The sequence below is a fragment of the Winogradskya consettensis genome (assembly GCF_018332715.1).
Taxonomy (GTDB): domain Bacteria; phylum Actinomycetota; class Actinomycetes; order Mycobacteriales; family Micromonosporaceae; genus Actinoplanes; species Actinoplanes consettensis.
Genome location: NZ_BOQP01000051.1, coordinates 123,594 through 141,183 on the forward strand (window position 1 = coordinate 123,594; position 17,590 = coordinate 141,183).

Sequence of the window (17,590 nt, forward strand, 5' to 3'; positions counted from 1 at the left end):
CACGCGGGTGCGGGTGGTGTGGTCGGTCACTGGGGGCTGCCGAACTCGCGCTGGATCAGCTCGAGCATCTCGTCGGCGGTCGCCTGGTCGAAGTCGCCGTCGAACTCCTGCGCTTCCGCGGGTTCGCCGTGCGCCTTGTTCCATTTGTCGAGCAGGTCACGCAGGCGGGTGGTGATGGCGTCCCGGACGTCCGCGCCGGGGGTGACGCCGAACAGCGCCGCCTCCAGCCGGTCGATCTCGTCGGTGACGGCGGGCGGGCCGTCGTCGCCGAACCGGGAGGCGAGATACGCGGCCAGGTCGGCCGGGGTCGGATGGTCGAAGACGAGGGTGGGCGCCAGGGCCAGCCCGGTGCCCTGGCCGAGCAGGTTGCGCAGCTGCACCGCGGTGAGCGAGTCGAAGCCGAGGTCGCGAAACGCCCGGTCCTTCCCGATCGCGGCGGCGTCGCGGTGCCCGAGGATCCGGGCGGCACGCGAGCGTACGAGATCCATGAGGGCCCGCTCGCGATCCTCCGCGGGCAGCGCGGCCAGGCGCTCGTGACTGGTCGCACCGGTCTCGGCGGGGGCCGTGCCGGCGGGGGCCAGGATGTCGAGCAGCGGGCTCGGCCGGGCCGCGGTGAAGCCGGCGCCGAACTGCTCCCAGTCGACGTCGGCGATGGTGACCGCGGCGTCGGTGCCGTACCGGCTCGCCCGCAGGGCTGCCAGCGCGTCCGGGGCGGCCAGCGGGCGCAGGCCGGCCCGGCGCATCCCGGCGGCGATGTCCGCGCCACCGGCCATGCCGGCCTCCGCCCAGGGACCCCAGGCGAGCGCGGTCGCGGGCTGCCCCCGGTGCCGGCGGCGTTCGGCGAGCGCGTCGAGCCAGGCGTTCGCGGCGGCGTAGTTGGCCTGCCCCGGGTTGCCGACGCTGCCGGCGAGCGACGAGAACAGCACGAACATCGTCAGGCCGAGGCCGGCGGTGAGATCGTCCAGGTGGCCGGCGGCGACGGTCTTGACCCGCAGGACGCTGTCGAGGCGTTCCGGCGTCAGCGCGGTGAGCACCGCGTCGTCGACGATCCCGGCGGTGTGCACGACCCCGGTGAGCGGCAGGTCCGCCGGGACGGACGCGATCAGCCCGGCGAGGGCGGCGCGATCGGTGACGTCGGCGGCGACCACGGTGGCACGGGCACCGAGGGCGGCCAGTTCGGCGGTCAGCTCGGCGGCGCCGGGCGCGTCCGGGCCCCGGCGGCTGACGAGCAGCAGGTGCGGGGTGCCCCCGGCGGCGAGCCAGCGGGCCGTCTCGGCGCCGAGCGCCCCGGTCCCGCCGGTGATCAGGACCGTGCCCGTCACCGGGTCGTCGTGGTCGGGCGCCGGTGCCGCGGGGGTGGCCCGGATCAGCCGGCGGCCGAGGACGCCGCTGTCGCGCAGGGCGACCTGATCCTCGGTACGCGTGGCGAGCACCTCGACGAGCCCCCGCCCCGCCCGGTCGTCGAGGACGGCCGGCAGGTCGACGAGGCCGCCCCAGAGCCCGGGTTGTTCGAGTGCGGCGACCCGGCCGAGTCCCCAGAGGGCGGCCTGCGCAGGATCGCCCGGCACGTCGGCGGGGCCGGTGGACACCGCGCCGCGGGTGAGGCACCACAGTGGTGTGTCGCCGCCCAGGTCGGTCAGCGCCCGCACGAGGGCGACGGCGATGGCCAGGCCGGCGGGTACAGCTTCGTGGCCCGGCAGCGGATCGGTGGCGGGCCCGAGCAGCGCGACGACCCCGGCGGGCCGGGCGTCGGTGGCGTGCAACCGGCCGGCGAGCCGGGCGGGGTCCAGGTCGGTCTCGTCGACGCTGAGCTCCCGGACGTCCGCGCCGCCGGCCCGCAGCGCGGCGAGCACGTCGTCGGCGACGACACCGGTGGGCACGATGACGAGCCACGTCCCGGACACCCGGCCGCCGCTGGGCAGATCCGCAGGTGTCCACGTGATGCGGTAGCGCAATGCGTCCGCGGCCGCCGCGGCGCGGTGCCCCCGGTGCCAGGCTGCGAGGGCCGGCACGATCGTCTCCAGGCCGTCCGTGCCGGGCAGCCGGTCGGCCAGCGCCGCGACGTCACCCCGGTCGATCGCCGCCCAGAACGCGTTCTCCGCCTCGTCGGCCCGGCTGACGGCCGCCTGCTGCGGCTCCGGCCAGTAGCGGCTGCGCTGGAACGGGTACGTCGGCAGCGCGACCCGCCGCGGAGCAGCCGGGAAGACGGCGCCGAGCTCGACCGGCACCCCCGCGACGTGCAGCGTGACGACGGCCCGGAGCAGGCTCTCGACCTCGTCCTCCAGCACGGCCGCGACCACGACCTCGTCGCCGTCCAGCGTGGTCTGCGCCATCGCGGTGAGCACCCCCGACGGGCCGACCTCCAGGAACCGGGTCACGCCCTGGTCGGCGAGGTGGCGTACCCCGTCGGCGAACCGGACCGTCCCCCGGGCGTGCCGCACCCAGTACCCGGCGTCGAAGGCGGTGATCGGCTCCCCGGTCAGGTTGGACACGATCGGGATGCGCGGCGCGTGGTACGTGACGGCCTCGGCGACGGCCCGGAAGTCGTCCAGCATCGGATCCATCAGCGACGAGTGGAACGCGTGCGAGACGGTGAGCCGTGCGGTCCGGCACCCGGTGGTGTCCAGTGCTTCGACGGCCCCGGCCGGGCCGGAGACGACCACGGCGCGGGGCCCGTTGACGGCGGCCAGGTCGAGGTCCGGGCCGATCATCTCCCGTACGGTCTCCTCGTCCGCCTCGATCGCCAGCATCGCCCCGCCGGCCGGCAGCGCCTGCATCAGCCGGCCCCGGGCCGCGACCAGCGCCACGGCGTCGTCGAGGGACAGCACGCCGGCCACGTGCGCGGCGGCGAGCTCGCCGATCGAATGGCCCAGCAGCTGGTCCGGGACGATGCCCAGCGACTCCAGCAGCCGGAACACCGCCACCTCGATCGCGAACAGCGACGCCTGGGTGTAGCGGGTCTCGTGCACGCGTTCGGTGTCCATGACCTCGCGCAGCGGCCAGTCCAGCCGCTCCGCGACCGCGTCGAACGCCGCCGCGAACACCGGGAACCGCTCGTACAGCGCGCGGCCCATGCCGGGACGCTGGGCGCCCTGACCGGTGAACAGCAGCGCGAGCCGCCCGTCGCGGGCGGTGCCCGCCAGCACGTCCGGGTTGTCGTAGCCGTCCCCGTCGCTGTCACGGATCGCGGCGAGCCCGTCGACGGCACCGGCGAGGGTCCCGGTCAGGACCGCGGCGCGGTGCTCGTGCCGGGCCCGGCCGCTGATCAGGGCGGCACCAAGCTCGGCGAGGTCCGGGCCGGGGCCGTCGCCGAGGTGGTCCAGCAACCGGCCGGCCTGGGCGCGCAGGGCTGCTGCGGACCGCGCCGACAGGAGCACCGGCAGCGGGCCCCGGACCGGTGGCGTGGCGGCGGGCTCGGCGGTGAACGGCGCCTGCTCGAGGATCAGGTGGGCGTTGGTGCCGCTGATACCGAACGCGGAGACGGCCGCGCGGCGCGGCCGGTCGGCACCGGGCCATTCGCGGGCCTCGGTGAGCAGCTCGACCGCTCCGGAGCTCCAGTCGACGTGCGGGGACGGCGCGTCCACGTGCAGGGTGCGGGGCAGCCGGCCGTACCGGATCGCCATCACCATCTTGATCACGGCGCCGACCCCGGCGGCGGCCTGGGTGTGCCCGATGTTCGACTTCAGCGAGCCGAGCCAGAGCGGCCGGTCGGCGGCCCGGCCCGGCCCGTACGCGGCGATGAGCGCCTCGGCCTCGATGGGGTCGCCGAGCGCGGTGCCGGTCCCGTGCGCCTCGGCGGCGTCGACGTCGGCGGGGACCAGCCCGGCGGCGGACAGCGCCTGGGCGATGACCCGCTGCTGGGATCCGCCGTTCGGGGCGGTGAGCCCGTTGGAGGTGCCGTCGGAGTTGACCGCCGAGCCACGGATGACCGCCAGCACGGGGTGGCCGTTGCGCTGGGCGTCGGAGAGCCGTTCGAGCAGCAGCAGTCCGGACCCCTCGGACCATCCGGTGCCGTCGGCGGCGGCCGAGAACGACTTGCACCGCCCGTCCGGGGACAGGCCGCGTTGCCGGCTGAAGTCGACGAACGTGGCCGGTGTCGCCATCACGGTGACCCCGCCGGCCAGCGCCATCGTGCACTCGCCGCGGCGCAGCGCCCCGGCCGCCAGGTGCGTGGCGACCAGCGACGACGAGCAGGCGGTGTCGACGGTGAGCGCCGGGCCCTCCAGAGCGAGCGCGTAGGAGACCCGGCCCGAGACGACGCTGCCAGCCCCGCCGGTGATCCGGTAGCCGTCCGCGTCCGTGCCGGTCTCCAGCAGCGACGCGTAGTCGTGGTACATGAGTCCGGCGAACACGCCGGTCCGGCTGCCGCGGGCGGAGTCCGGGTCGATCCCGGCCGACTCGAACGCCTCCCACGCGGTCTCCAGCAGCAGCCGTTGCTGGGGGTCCATGGTGAGCGCCTCGCGCGGCGACACCCCGAAGAAGCCGGCGTCGAACCGGGCGGCGTCGCGCAGGAAACCGCCGTGGACGGCGTACGTGTGCCCGCTGCGGTCCGGGTCCGGGTCGTAGAGCGCGTCGGTGTCCCAGCCGCGGTCGGCGGGGAACGGCCCGATCGCGTCGACACCGTCGGCGACGAGCCGCCACAGGTCGTCGGGTCCCTCGACCCCGCCGGGATAGCGGCAGCCCATCCCGATGATCGCGATGGGCTCGTCGCTCGGCAGGGCGGTGGCCGGGGACGGGGCCTGCGGGGCAGCGGCGTCCGCGACGGTCAGCTTGCCGTGCAGCGCCTCCGCCACGGCCGCCAGGGTGGGGTGGGTGAAGATCAGCGTGGCGGGCAGGCGCAGCCCGGTGGCGGCGGCGAGCCGGTTGCTCAGCTCGACGGCGGTCAGCGAGTCCAGGCCCAGGTCCTTGACGACCCGGCCGGGATCGACGGCGGACGCATCGGGGTAGCCGAGGACCGTGGCGGCCTGCTCGCGTACCAGGTCGAGCAGTGCGTGCTGCTGTTCCGTCACGGTGAGCGCGGCCAGGCGCTGAGCGAGGCCGGAGCCGCCGGTGGCCGTGGCGGCGCGGCGCGGTGCGGGCGGGGCGAGCCGGCGCAGCAGGGGCGGCACCTCACCGGTGGCCGCGCGCTCCCGGATCGACCGCAGATCCAGGCGGGCGGGTACGACGTGGGCGTCCGGCCCGTCGAGCACGGCGTCGAACAGCGCGAGGCCGTCCTCGGTGGACAGCCCGTTCCCGACCCGGGCCAGGTCGCGGGCGCCCAGGTGCGCGGTCAGCCCGGTGGCCTCGGCCCAGAGGCCCCACGCCATGGCGACACCGGGCAGCCCGCGGTCCCGCCGGTACGACATCAGCGCGTCGAGGAATCCGTTGGCGGCGGCGTAGTTGGCCTGTCCGGCCCCGCCGAGGGTCGCCTGGACGGACGAGAACGCCACGAACCAGCGCAGCCCGAGACCCGCGGTCAGCTCGTGCAGGTGGACGGCCGCGTCGGCCTTGGGGCGCAGCACCCGGTCCAGCCGGTCCGGGGTCAGCGCGGTGAACAGTCCGTCGGCGAGCAGTCCGGCGCAGTGGACCACGCCGGTCAGCGGGGCGTCGGCGGGCAGTCCGGCGATCAGGCCGGCGAGCGCCGTACGGTCGGCGGCGTCACACGCGACGGCCTCGGCTTGCGCGCCCAGGGCCCGCAGCCGGTCGACCAGCTCTGCGGCGCCCGCGGCGGCGGGTCCCTGGCGGCCGGTGAGGACGAGCCTGCGGACGCCGTGACGGGTCACGAGCCGCTCGGCGATCAGGGCGCCGAGCACCCCGGTCCCGCCGGTGACCAGAACGGTCCCCTCGATCACCGGGGCGGCCTCGGCGGCGTCCGCCGACGCGGCGGCGGCGCGGGTCAGGCGGGGCACCAGGACGGTACCGTCGCGGAGGGCGAGCTGTGGTTCGTCGCGCTGCACCGCGTCCCGCAGGGCGGCCCAGGAGGCGGCCGTCCCGTCGACGTCGGCGAGCACGATCCGGCCGGGGTTCTCGGTCTGCGCGGACCGCAGGAGCCCCCACACCGCACCGCCGGTCAGGTCCTCGACGCCTCCCCCGGCGGGCACCGCCCGCTGGGTGACGACCACGATGCGGGCGTCGCCGGCCAGCAGCGGCGTGAGCGTCGCGAGCAGCGTGCCGAGGTGCGTGCGGACCCTGCCCGGCAGGCCGGCGATGTCGCCGCCGGTGTCGCGGGCCGACAGCAGGACCAGCTCGGCGTCGCCCGGTACCCCGGCGGTGTCCGGCAGGCCGAGCGCGGCGGCCAGCCCGGGTGCGGCGACGACGACCGGGGTGGCCCGGTCCGGCGACGGCGCCGGGGCGGGCGGGAGAGCGGTCCACTCGACGGCGAACAGCGAGTCACGGACGGCGGCGGCGCCCGTGCTGAGGGCACCCGCGTCGATCGGTCGCAGGGCGAGGCTGTCGACGACGGCGACCGGGGTGCCGGCGGGGTCCGCGATGCGCAGGGCGACCGTGTCCGCGCCGAGGCCGATCGTGTGCACCCGCAGCGAGGTCGCGCCGTCGGCGTAGCGGTGCACGCCGCTCCACGCGAAGGGCAGCGCCGGGCGGGTCGGGTCGCTGAGCAGGTCCCCGGCGTAGAGGGTGTGCAGGGCGGCGTCGAGCAGAGCCGGGTGCAGGGCGTAACCGTCCGGGTCGGCGGGCAGGTCGACGTCGGCGTACACGTCACCGCCGGACCGCCAGGCGCGCCGCAGCCCCTGGAACGCCGGCCCGTAGTCGAGACCGCGCCGGGCGACCGCCGGGTAGAGGTCGTCGATGTCGATCGGCTCGGCGCCGGGCGGGGGCCACACGCTCAGGTCGAAGCCGGGTTCCGCTGCCCCCGGGGCGAGGACGCCGGTGGCGTGCACGGTCCAGGTGTCGCTGCCCTCGGGGCGCGCGGAGACACGTACGGTCCGGTCGCCGGAGGCGTCGCTCGTGCCGACCCGGACCTGCAGCTGCACCCGGTCGTCGCCGAGCATCAGCGGTGCCTCGATGGTGAGGTCCCGCAGCGAGCCGGCGCCGGCCTGCCGGGCGGCGTGCAGGGCCAGCTCGACGAAGCCGGTGCCGGGGAACAGGATCCGATCCTGCACGACGTGGTCCACGAGCCACGGGTGCGCGGCGGTGGAGAGCCGGCCCGTGAGCACCATGCCGTCGTCGTCGGCGAACGACACGGCGGCGGCGAGCAACGGGTGGCTGCCGTCGGCGAGACCGGCCGTCGCGAGGTCCGCGGTGCCGATCGCGGCCGGGTGCCAGTAGCGTTCGCGCTGGAAGGCGTACGTGGGCAGGCCGACCGGCGGTGCGGTGGCGACGCCGAGCACGGCGGTCCAGTCGACGTTCCCACCGGCCGCCCACAGCTGACCCGCGGCCCGCAGCATCTGGTCCCAGCCGCCCTCGTCGCGGCGCAGCGTCCCCACCGCGGCCGCGTGCTCCGACATCGCCGCCGTCAGCACCGGATGCGGGCTCGCCTCGACGAACAACGTGCGGCCGTCGGCCACCAGCGCCCGCACGGCGTCGTCGAAACGCACCGGCCGCCGCAGGTTCTCGAACCAGTACCCGGCATCCAGGGTCTCCCCGGCGGCCCTGGCCCCGGTGACGGTCGATTGGAACGGCACTCGCGCAGCCCTGGGTGTGACACCTGCCAGCGCCGCCAGCAGATCGTCCTTCACCGCGTCGACGTGCGCCGAGTGCGACGCGTAGTCCACCGGCACCCGCCGGCACCACACACCCGCACTCTCACACCGCGCCACAAGCTCATCCAGGTGCGCCGTGCCACCCGAGACGACCACCGAGGTGGGGCCGTTGACCGCCGCCACGCCGGCGTCGTCCAGCCCGTCGAGCAGCTCCAGCACGCGGTCACGGCCCGCACCGACCGCGACCATGCCACCCGTACCGGCCAGCGACCGCAGCAAGCGGGATCGTGCTGTGACGATCAAGGCACCGTCCTCGACGGACAGTGCGCCCGCCACCACGGCGGCCGCGATCTCACCCTGCGAATGACCGATCACAGCGGAGATCTCGACGCCCAGGGACTCCCACACCGCGGCGAGGGAGACCATCACAGCCCAGAGGACCGGCTGCACCACGTCGACGCGGCTCATCCACCAGTCGTCGTCACCGGTCAGAACCTCGGTCAACGACCAATCCACCTGCGGCGCCAATGCGGCCTCGCAGTCGGCGATCCGGGCAGCGAAAACCGGCGAGGACGCGAGCAGATCGGCGGCCATGCCCAGCCACTGACCACCCTGACCCGGGAAGACCATGACCACGTCGCCGTCGCCGGGCACCGCCGCGGCACCCGGTTCCAGCTTCTCCAAGGCGGCCACAAAGCCAGCTGCGTTCCTGGCCACGACCGCCGCACGGAATCCGAGCGCGGCACGGCCGGAGAGCAGCCCCCGGGCCACGGCCGCGATGTCCGGCACAGCGTCGCCGGCGTACCCGCTCAGCCGCTCGGCCTGCGCCAGCAGCGCGGCCGGGGACTTCGCGGAGATCAGCCACGGGTACGGGCGGTCGTCCGCCGCAGGCGCCACGGCGGGTGTCGCGGGCGGTTCCTCGATGACGACGTGGGCGTTGGTGCCGCTGATCCCGAACGAGGAGATGCCCGCACGGCGGGTCCGGTCACCGCCGGTCCACGGCCGCGCCGACGTGAGCAGCTCGATCCGGCCGGTCGTCCAGTCCACGTACGACGACGGGGTGTCCGCGTGCAGGGTGCGGGGCAGCTCGCCGTGCCGCATCGCGAGCACCATCTTGATCACCCCGGCGACACCGGCGGCGGCCTGCGTGTGCCCGATGTTCGACTTCACGGAGCCGAGGAACAACGGCTGGTCCCGGTCCTGCCCGTACGTCGCGAGCAGCGCCTGCGCCTCGATCGGGTCGCCCAGCCTCGTACCGGTGCCGTGCGCCTCGACGACGTCCACATCGGACGATCGGAGACCCGCGCTCGCCAGCGCCTGACGGATCACGCGCTCCTGCGAGGGACCGTTCGGCGCCGTCAGCCCGTTCGACGCGCCGTCCTGGTTCACCGCGGAGCCGCGTACCACCGCGAGGATCGTGTGGTTGTTGCTCCGGGCATCCGACAGCCGCTCCAGCAGCAGGACGCCGACGCCCTCGCCCCAGCCCGTACCGTCGGCGCCCTCGGCGAACGCCTTGCAGCGGCCGTCCGGCGCCAGCCCGCGCTGACGGCTGAACTCGGCGAACATGCCCGGTGACGGCATCACCGTCACGCCGCCGGCCAGCGCCAGGTCGCACTCCCCCGACCGCAGGGACTGCGCCGCCAGGTGCAGCGCGACCAGTGACGACGAGCAGGCCGTGTCGACGGTGACCGCCGGGCCCTCGGTGCCGAGGACGTACGCGATCCGCCCCGACGCCACGCTGATCGTGGTGCCGGTGAGCAGATGTCCCTCGATCGCCTCGGGAGCCTCGTACAGGCGGGGGCCGTACTCCTGGGCGGTCGCCCCGATGAAGACGCCGGTCGCCGTGCCCCGCAGCCCGGCCGGGTCGATCCCGCCGTGCTCGACCGCTTCCCATGCCGTCTCCAGCAGTACCCGCTGCTGCGGGTCCATCGCGGTCGCCTCACGCGGGGAGATGCCGAAGAACGCCGCGTCGAAGTCGGCGGCGCCGGTGAGGAACGCCCCCGCCGGCAGCACGCCGCCGGACGCGGGCCCGAAGACGGCGGCCGGGTCCCAGCCCCGGTCGGCGGGGAACTCGCCGATGGCGTCACCGCCGTCGGCCAGCAGCCGCCACAGGTCGTCGGGGTTCTCCACGCCGCCGGCGAAGCGGCAGCCCATGCCGACGATGACCACCGGGTCACCGGGATCCACGACGGCGCGGGCCGTCCCGGTCGGCGTCCCCGCGGCCGGTGTCGCCCGCTCCAGCAGGTGCCGGGCCAGGCGCAGCGGGGTCGGGTGATCGAACAGGACGGTACTGGCCAGCGGGAGCCCGGTCCCGGCGGCCAGCCGGTTCCGCAGGTCGACACTGCCGATCGAGTCGAAGCCGAGGTCCTTGAACGTGCTGCGCTCGTCGAACGCGTGGCCGGTCGCGGTGGCCTGCTCGCGGATCACGTCCAGCACGGCACGGGACCGCTCGTCCGGGCTCAGCGGTGCGAGCAGCCGGCCCAGCTCCGACGTCGCGGCGGGAGCCGGGGCGGCGTCCGGCGGGTCCGGCAGCCAGTGCCGTTCGCGCTGGAAGGCGTAGGTGGGCAGGGCGGCCCGGGTCCGGGGGCGGCCCGCGTGGGCGGCGTCCCAGTCCGGGTCGTAGCCGGCCGTGACGAGCCCGGCCAGCGCGGTGAGGAACCCGGGCAGGCCGCCGGTGAGCATCGCGTCGGACGGCTCGGCGGCGGTCGCGTCGGGGGCGCCGACACGGAACGTCAGTTCGGTGGCCGGGGTGCTGTCCCGGGCGATCTCGTCGCGGGTGAGCTCACCACGGAAGTAAGCGGCCAGGGGTCCGTCGCTGATCGCGTAGGGCTCGATCCCGTAGGACCGCCACAGGGTGATGAGCGCTGCCGCGACCGCCCGGATCTCGCCGGGCCGGCCCGCGACGGCGTTCCACGCGGCGATCTCGGCGGCGAACACGGGCGCGTCGGCGAGCAGCAGGGCCGCCTCGGCGGGGATGACCGCCGGGCACGCGAACACGAGCGCGCCGGGTCCGGGCCGGGCCGGGCCGTCCGTCGCGAGGGCGTCGAGCTCCCGTACCAGCTCCGCGCGGTCCCGGCCGACCACAGCGGCCCGGATGTCGAAGTGGGTGCGCCCGGTGGCCAGCGCGGCGGCGATGTCGGTGCCGGTGTCGGCCGTGGCCCGCGCGTAGGCCGCGAGCCGCCGGGCCTGGTCCCGCATCCCGGCCTCGGTCAACGCCGACAGCGGCCACAACACGGCCGCCGCTTCGGATCCGCCGGAGACCACCGGCGGGGCCGGGGCCTCGGCGAGCGTGACGTGGCAGTTCGTGCCGCCCATGCCGAACGCGCTCACCCCGGCGACCAGCGGCAGGCCGGGATGCGGCCACTGCGAGGTCTCGGTCTGCACCCGCAGCCGCAGCTCGTCGAGCGGGATCCGCGGATCGGCGACGCTGAAGTGCAGGCTGGCGGGCAGCCGCCGGTGCGCGATCGCGAGCACGGCCTTGACCAGCCCGGCGACCCCGGCGGCACCCTCGAGGTGCCCGATGTTCGTCTTCACCGACCCGACCACGAGGGGGTCGGCCGGGTCGCGTCCGGCCCCGAGCACCGCGCCGAGCGCCTCGGCCTCGATCGGGTCGCCGAGCGGGGTGCCGGTGCCGTGCAGCTCGACGTACTGGACCTGTCCGGTGCCGAGACCGGACCGCTGGTACGCCGCGCGCAGCACGTCCTGCTGGGCGGCCGCGACCGGCGTGGTGAGCGTGGCGCCGCCACCGTCGTTGTTGACGGCGCTGCCCCGGATGACGCAGTACACGTGGTCGCCGTCCGCGACGGCCCGCGCGTACGGCTTGAGCACGACGACCGCGCCGCCCTCGCCGCGGACGGTGCCGTTCGCGGCGGCGTCGAACACGGCGGCCCGGCCGTCCGGGGACAGCGCCCCGAAGGCCTCGAACTGCCGGGTGCTCTCCGGGGCGAGGTTGAGGTGCACACCGGCGGCGAGCGCGATGCCCGCCTGCCCGGAGCGCAGGGCGTCGCAGGCCAGATGCACGGCGACCAGCGAGGATGCCTGCCCGGCGTCCACGGTGACGCTGGCGCCGCGCAACCCGAGCCGGTAGGAGACCCGGTTGGCGATGATGCCCCTGCTCAGCGCGGTGACCGTGTGCTGGGCGGCGGGTGTCCGGCTCTCCTGGGTGACGGTGGCGTAGTCGCCGGCCATCGCGCCGACGAAGACCGCGGTCCCGGTGCCCCGCAGCGCGGCCGGCACGATCCCGGCGTCCTCCAGGGCCTCCCAGCTCAGCTCCAGGGCGAGGCGCTGCTGCGGGTCGATCGCGCCGGCCTCGTCCGCGGTGATGCCGAAGAAGCCCGCGTCGAAGTGGCCGACGTCGTCGAGGTAGCCGCCGCGCGGGGTGCCGCCGTCGGGCGTACGGCGCCCGGCGGGTGCCTCCCTGATCGCGTCCCCGCCGTCGCTCAGCAATTGCCAGAAAGCGGCCGGGTTCGGCGCCCCGGGCAATCGGCAAGCCATTCCGATGACGGCGATCGGCTCGTTCCCGCCGACATTTACTTCCGACATCAATGCCTCATATTCATGTCCTGAACGGGGGCGTGACGGGGTACGGCAACGACCACAGGTCCGCCGGCCGGCCATGGTGACCGGCGAATACGCGGGGATTTACAGTGGCGAGACTAGGAGCGCGCCCGGCAGGGGGCCAACCCCTACCCCTGCGACCGCGCCCCTATGGGGACCGAACCTCCACGAGGTTCAGGCCACGCCGAGCTCGTTGTCGATGAAGTCGAAAAGGTCGTCGTCCCCGGCCGTGTCGAGGTCACCCGCGACCGACACGACGTCCTCGCCCGCGCCGCCCGCGTACGCCGCGGCCAGCGCCGCGAGCCGGGCCACGGCCCGGCGGCGGACCTCGTCGTCGGTGCCCGCGTCCGCTAGCGCCGCCGCGATCCGGTCCAGGTCGTCCAGCAGCCCGGCACCGGCCGGCACGTCCGTGACGAGCTGTTCGAGCAGGTGCCCGGCGAGCTTGCCGGTGCTCGGATAGTCGAAGACCAGCGTCGCGGGCAGGCGCAGCCCGGTCACGGCGGAGAGGCGGTTGCGCAGCTCGACCGCGGTCAGGGAGTCGAGGCCCAGCTCCTTGAACCCGCGATCGGGGTCGACAGCGGCACCGCTCGGGTGGCCCAGGACGGCGGCCACCTCGGCACGGATCACGTCGGCGACCACCCGGTGCCGTTCGCCGGGCACCTCGTCGAGCAGGCGCAGCGCGAGGGTACGCGAATCGGCGGCCACCGCGGCCGTCCGCACCGCCGTCCCGGGCGCCAGGCCGCGCAGCAACGCCGGCAGTTCCGCCACTGCGGCATGTGCACGCAGGGCACGCACGTCCAACGTCACCGGTACGACGTGCGGGCGTCCCGTGCTCACCGCCCGGTCGAACAGCGCCAGCCCCTCCTCGTCGCTGAGTGCCGCACCGGCCTGCGTGGCGCGAGCGGCGTCCTGCCCGGCGAGGGTGCCGGCCATGCCCCCGGAGCGCTCCCAGAGACCCCAGCCGAGCGACAGCGCCGGCAACCCCAGCCCGTGCCGGTGGGAGGCCAGCGCGTCGAGGACCGCGTTGGCGGCGGCGTAGTTGGCCTGGCCGGCCGTGCCGAACGTCGCGGCGACCGACGAGAAGAGCACGAACCAGGCGAGGTCGCGGTCCTTGGTGAGCTCGTGCAGGTGCAGCGCGGCGTCCGACTTGGGTGCCGCGACCGCGTCGAGCCGGTCCGGGGTCATCGCGGTGAACACGCCGTCGTCCAGCACGCCCGCGCAGTGCACGACACCGGTCAGATCGGTGATGCCGCCGACCAGCGCCGCGACGGCCGTCCGGTCGGACACGTCGCAGGCGGCCACGGTGACGTCGGCGCCGAGCCCGCGGAGCCGGTCGGCGATCTCCTCCCCGCCGCCGCGACGGGAGGCGAGGACGAGCTTGCGCACGTCGTACTCGCGGACCAGGTGCTCGGCGAACAGCGAGCCCAGGGCGCCCGTGCCGCCGGTGACCAGCACCGTGCCGCCTCCGGGGCCCCGGAGGCCGTCCTGCGCCGGCTCGGCGGTGGGAGCCGCCCGGACCAGGCGGGGCGCGAACGCCTCGCTGTCCCGCAGCGCCACCTCGGGTTCCGTGCCCGCGGCGGCGTCCAGGACCAGCGGCCACGAGTCGTCGTCCACGTCGACGATCACGATGCGGCCGGGGTTCTCGGTCTGCGCGGAACGCAGCATGCCGTGCAGGGCCGCGGCGCCCGGATCGGCCACGGGCCTCCCGGCGGGTACGGCACCCCGGGTGAGGACAGCCAGCCGCTCGTCGGTGAACCGGTCGTCGGCGAGCCAGTCGCGGACCGTACGCAGCACCACGTCCCGATCGCCGCCCACCAGGATCTTCACCGCGGACTTCCCGGCGGCATGACCGGCGATCATCGGCACGCCGAGCAGCTCGGCGCACTCCGCGTCGCCCAGTACCACGACACCGTCCGCGTCCGCGGGTTCGAGGTCGACCGGCGTCCAGTCCACGGCGAACAGCGAGTCCGGCCCCTGGCCACGGGCCGCGATCCCGTCGGAGCTGACCGCCCGCAGGGTCAGCGCGTCGACGACCGCGATGGGCGCCCCGGCCTCGTCGGCGAGGGTGACGCTGACCGTGTCCGGGCCGGCCGGTGACACGCGCACGCGGGCGGCCGCCGCGCCGGTGGCCGCGAGCCGGAAACCGGACCACGCGAACGGCAGCCGGACGCTGCCGTCCACGGCGAACCCGTCGTAGGCGACGGCGTGCAGCGCGGCGTCGAGCAGGGCCGGGTGCAGGCCGTACCGCTGCGCTTCGATCCGGACGTCGCCGGGCAACGCGACCTCGGCGTAGACGTCCCCGTCGTGGCGCCACACGCGCCGCAGGCCCTGGAACACGGGCCCGTAGCGGTAGCCGCCGTTCGGCACGTAGTGATCGGTGACGTCGACCGGCTCGGCACCGGCCGGGGGCCACGCGGGCACATCCCAGGCGGGCACCGCGGCCAGGACACCGACCCGGCCGGTGGCGTGACCGGTCCAGGCCTCCTCACCGGCGGCCCGCGACGCGACCTGGACGGGGTGGTCCCCGTCGGCTCCCGGCGCGCCGACGCGAATCTGCACCTGCACGCCGCCGCGCTCCGGCAGCAGCAGCGGCTGTTCGATGACCAGCTCGCGCAGCTCCGGCGCCCCGGCGAGAGCACCCGCGTGCCGGGCGAGCTCGGCGAACGCGGTGCCGGGCAGGACGACCCGGTCGAGGACGACGTGGTCGGCGAGCCAGGGCTGGGTGGTGACCGACAGCCTGCCCGTGCAGACGAGGCCGTCGTCCCCGGCGAGCTGCACCACACCGGCGAGCAGCGGGTGCCCGGCGGCGGCGAGTCCCCCGTCCCGGGCCTCGGCGAGCAGGGCCATGGTCTGCACCCAGTAGTGGTCGCCCTCGAACGCGTACGTGGGCAGCGGCACGGGCGCGGCGGCCGGCAGCAGCGCCGGCCAGTCGACGACGGTGCCGTGGCACCAGAGCCGGGCCGCGGCGGTCAGCGGCTGGTCGCCGCGGACCACCACCGCGGTGGTGTCCAGCGTTCCGGCGGCGCTCCCGGCGAGCACGCCGGAGGGTCCTACTTCGAGGAACCGCGTCACGCCGCGCTCCGCGAGCCGGGTCATGCCGTCGGCGAACCGTACGGTGTCCCGCACCTGGCGCACCCAGTGCTCCGCGTCCCACCCGTCCATAATCAGCGGGATCTGTGGCTGTCCGTAAGTGATCGTCTCCGCGACGGCCCGGAACTCGTCGAGCATCGGCTCCATCAGCCGCGAGTGGAACGCATGCGACACCTGAAGGCGTTTCGTCCGCCTGTCCGTGATCAGAGCGTCGATCGCCGCGACCGGACCCGACACCACCACGGAGGTCGGACCGTTCACCGCGGCAACATCGAGATCGTCGCCGATGATCGACCGGACCTCCGCCTCAGCGGCTTCGATCGCCAGCATCGCACCACCAGCCGGCAGTGCCTGCATCAAACGACCACGAGCGGACACCAACGTGATCGCATCGTCCAAACCGAACACGCCAGCAACGTGCGCGGCGGCCAACTCACCGATCGAATGACCGAGCAGGAAGTCGGGCGTGATGCCCCAGCTCTCGTAAAGCCGGAACAACGCCACCTCGTACGCGAACAGAGCGATCTGGGTGTGCCGGGTCTCGTGGATCCGCTCATCCGACACGATCTCGGTCCGCCCGGCGATCGCGTCGTGGGCCTCGGCGAAGACGGGGAACCGGGCGCGGAGCTCGTCGGCCATCCCCGGCCGCTGAGCACCCTGCCCGGTGAACATCATCGCGAGCCGGCCGGGTCGCAGAACCCCGGTGACCACATCGGGCGAGCCGGAACCCTCCGCCAGAGCGGCGAGACCCACGGCGCCGGAGAGCACCACCGCCCGGTGATCGAGCGCGGCCCGGCCGGTGACCAGCGACCGGGCGACCGCGGCATCCGCCAGACCGGGCACCGCCGCGTGCAGACGTGCCGCCTGCGCGGCCAGGGCGGTGGCGCTGTTCGCCGAGAGAATCCAGGGGTGGGTGCCGGCCGCCGGCTCGGCGGGTGCCGCCCGCTCAGGCGCCTGCTCCAGGACGGTGTGCGCGTTCGTCCCGCTGATGCCGAACGACGAGACGGCGGCCCGGCGCGGCCGGTTGCGCTCCGGCCAGCGTACGGCCTCGGTGAGCAGCCGGACCGACCCGGCGGACCAGTCGACGTTCGGGCTGGGCTCGTCGACGTGCAGGGTCCGGGGAAGCACGCCGTGGCGCAGCGCCATGACCATCTTGATGATGCCGGCCACCCCGGCCGCCGCCTGGGTGTGGCCGATGTTCGACTTGACGGAGCCGAGCCACAGCGGGTCGCCGTCGCGGTCCTTGCCGTACGTCTCCAGCAGCGCCCGCGCCTCGATCGGGTCGCCGAGCGTGGTGCCGGTGCCGTGCGCCTCCACAGCGTCCACGTCGGACGGCCCGATACCCGCCGCGGCGAGCGCCTGGCGGATGACCCGGCGCTGCGAGGGCCCGTTGGGCGCGGTGAGGCCGTTGCTGGCCCCGTCGGAGTTGACGGCGCTGCCCCGAACGACCGCCAGCACCTCGTGGCCGTCGCGGAGCGCGTCGGAGAGCCGTTCGACGAGCAGCACGCCGATGCCCTCGCCCCAGCCGGTGCCGTCGGCGGCGGCGGCGAACGGCTTGCAGCGCCCGTCGCCGGCCAGCCCGCCCTGCCGGTCGAACTCCTCGAATGCCCCGGGGGACACCATGACGGTCACCCCGGCGACCAGCGCCCGGTCGCATTCGTCCTGGCGCAGCGCCTGGGCGGCCCAGTGCAGGGCGACCAGCGACGAGGAGCAGGCCGTGTCGATCGTGACGGACGGGCCGGTCAGGCCGTAGACGTACGACAGCCGCCCGGACAGCACGCTCGCGGTCGTGCCGGTGGCCAGGAACGCCTCGAGTCCCTCGGGCAGGCCGATCGGGATGCTCGCGTAGTCCTGGCCGTTGGTGCCGACGAAGACCCCGGTGCGGCTGCCCTTGACCGAGCGGGGGTCGGTGCCGGCGCGTTCGAACACCTCCCACGCGCATTCGAGGAGGTGCCGCTGCTGCGGGTCCATGGCCAGCGCCTCGCGGGGCGAGATGCCGAACAGCGCCGCGTCGAAGCGGCCCGGATCGTCGAGGAATCCGCCCACCCGGCTCCAGCCGGCGGCGTCCCCGTCGAGGTCCCAGCCGCGCCCGGCCGGGAACGGCCCCATCGCGTCACGGCCGTCCACGACCAGCTCCCACAGGTCCTCGGGGCTGCCGACGCCGCCCGGGAACCGGCAGCTCATCGCCACGATGGCGAGCGGTTCGCGGGCCGACTCCTCGACCGTCTGCAGCTGCTGCCGGGTCCGGTGCAGGTCGGTGGTGACCCGCCGCAGGTACTCGACGAGCTTGTCCTGGTCCATGCCGG

At 75.3% G+C, this 17,590-nt stretch carries 1 protein-coding gene and 1 pseudogene; both read right to left on the reverse strand.

The annotated features are described in order from the left end of the window. Positions 1-26: 26 nt before the first annotated feature. Positions 27-12,179: a type I polyketide synthase gene (locus tag Aco04nite_RS40530; RefSeq protein WP_213002517.1), complete on the reverse strand. Its 12,153-nt coding sequence runs from the start codon at positions 12,177-12,179 to the stop codon at positions 27-29. Positions 12,180-12,368: 189 nt separating this feature from the next. Then, positions 12,369-17,585: pseudogene (locus Aco04nite_RS40535) on the reverse strand (SDR family NAD(P)-dependent oxidoreductase); the annotation flags it as partial. Between the last annotated feature and the right edge of the window lie 5 nt (positions 17,586-17,590).

What these genes read in the sequence shown, in the direction of transcription:
- Aco04nite_RS40530 (WP_213002517.1), bottom strand. Translation starts at nt 12,179, where the DNA reads ATGTCGGAAGTAAATGTCGGCGGGAACGAGCCGATCGCCGTCATCGGA.